Raw genomic sequence first — 1,355 nt, forward strand, 5'->3', positions numbered from 1 at the left:
GTGCGATGTATTTCTCCAAGAGCTAAACCGGATTCAGAAGCAGGCAGGCTGCTACCAGCGGTCATATGTATCCCTGCCTTAAATCTGACTCGACGACGCATACCACCGTCGTCCACTCACCGGTTTAGAAATTGGGGAATTTTATGTCCTGGTCTGAACGTCTCGTTCAGGATCACAGGAAGCGGACGGATCGCGCCATTCATCGCGCTTGCAGCCACCTCGCCTCTGATCCACTTACTTTTGCAAAGTTCCAAGAGCTGCTGATTTGTGCTCGCACCCGCGCGCCACTATTGTTTGATGCGCCGGTCAAGGATGGCAGGCATCTCGGCGTCGACGCGCTATTCCACCTGGCTCGCTTCCGAAGCGCGCACATTCGCCCAACAGCGGAGTGGAAGGGTACGTTAGCCTCCTGGCGCTCCTCAGTGGCGTCCTTAGCGCACCATCTGACTTGTCGATACGAAATCCCCGCTTTTATGGCCTCGGTCTGGTATGCAGTTGATGCCGCAGGGGACGAGAAACGTTCATGGGTGATCGCACATTCACGCGGAGCGAGCTTTCGTTCACTCGATCTGCCAGTCACCATGACGCGAAAGATGGAACATATCTTTCTTACATCGGACGACCATTTGGGGCTGGAGCCAGCACTTCGCAGAGCCGAGTTGCTTGCTCTAGGCATGCCTACCGCATTTATGAAGGCCATCCTGTCCACGCGACTAGCGACGGATTTGCGCAATGGTGGCTTCTGGCGCACCGTCTGGATGTTCTTCATCGCGCACGTCGAAGAACTTGAGCCTACACAGATTGGGCCCATGATCGACTACATTCAGTCCGTCCGGCACGATCGAATTCAAATAGAGACACAGGACGGCATGATGGAAGCCGCCCCGCCGCTGCCTTCGTTTTGCATGAAAGGGCGAACAGTGTCGTCCATGCTCCGCCTGATGAGGGAATGGCATCGTGATCTTGGCACATCACATAGCACTGCCGCATTCACGTGGACCCGGTCTCCTTTCAAACCGTGGCTGCTGGAGGAGCCGAGGCGAAACGAGGAAGAAATACCGAAGCGTTGGCAGATGGTCGAACTGATCGACAGTGTCAAATTGCGCGAAGAAGGAGCTTCTTTACATCATTGCGTCGGGAGCTACGCTTATCGCTGCTACCGCGGAACCTCAAGCATCTGGTCGTTAAGGACGTGGCAAGGAGAAAAGAAGCGATCTATTCTCACAATCGAAGTTGACCCGAAGAAACGTGCAGTCGTTCAAGCTCGCGGTAAGGCGAACCGCTCAGCCTCCGGCAAGCCCCTTAAGCTTCTGCATGAGTGGGCCGGTCGGGAAGGATTAGACGTGGCTATTTCA

Annotated in this window: 1 protein-coding gene; it reads left to right on the forward strand. The window is 55.1% G+C overall.

Annotated elements, in window-relative coordinates; genetic code table 11:
• Positions 1-143: 143 nt before the first annotated feature.
• On the forward strand, positions 144-1,355 hold a 1,212-nt coding region (locus OHL14_RS00010), incomplete at its 3' end, for a PcfJ domain-containing protein (protein WP_263377252.1).

Source organism: Granulicella paludicola (assembly GCF_025685545.1).
Lineage (GTDB): Bacteria > Acidobacteriota > Terriglobia > Terriglobales > Acidobacteriaceae > Granulicella > Granulicella paludicola.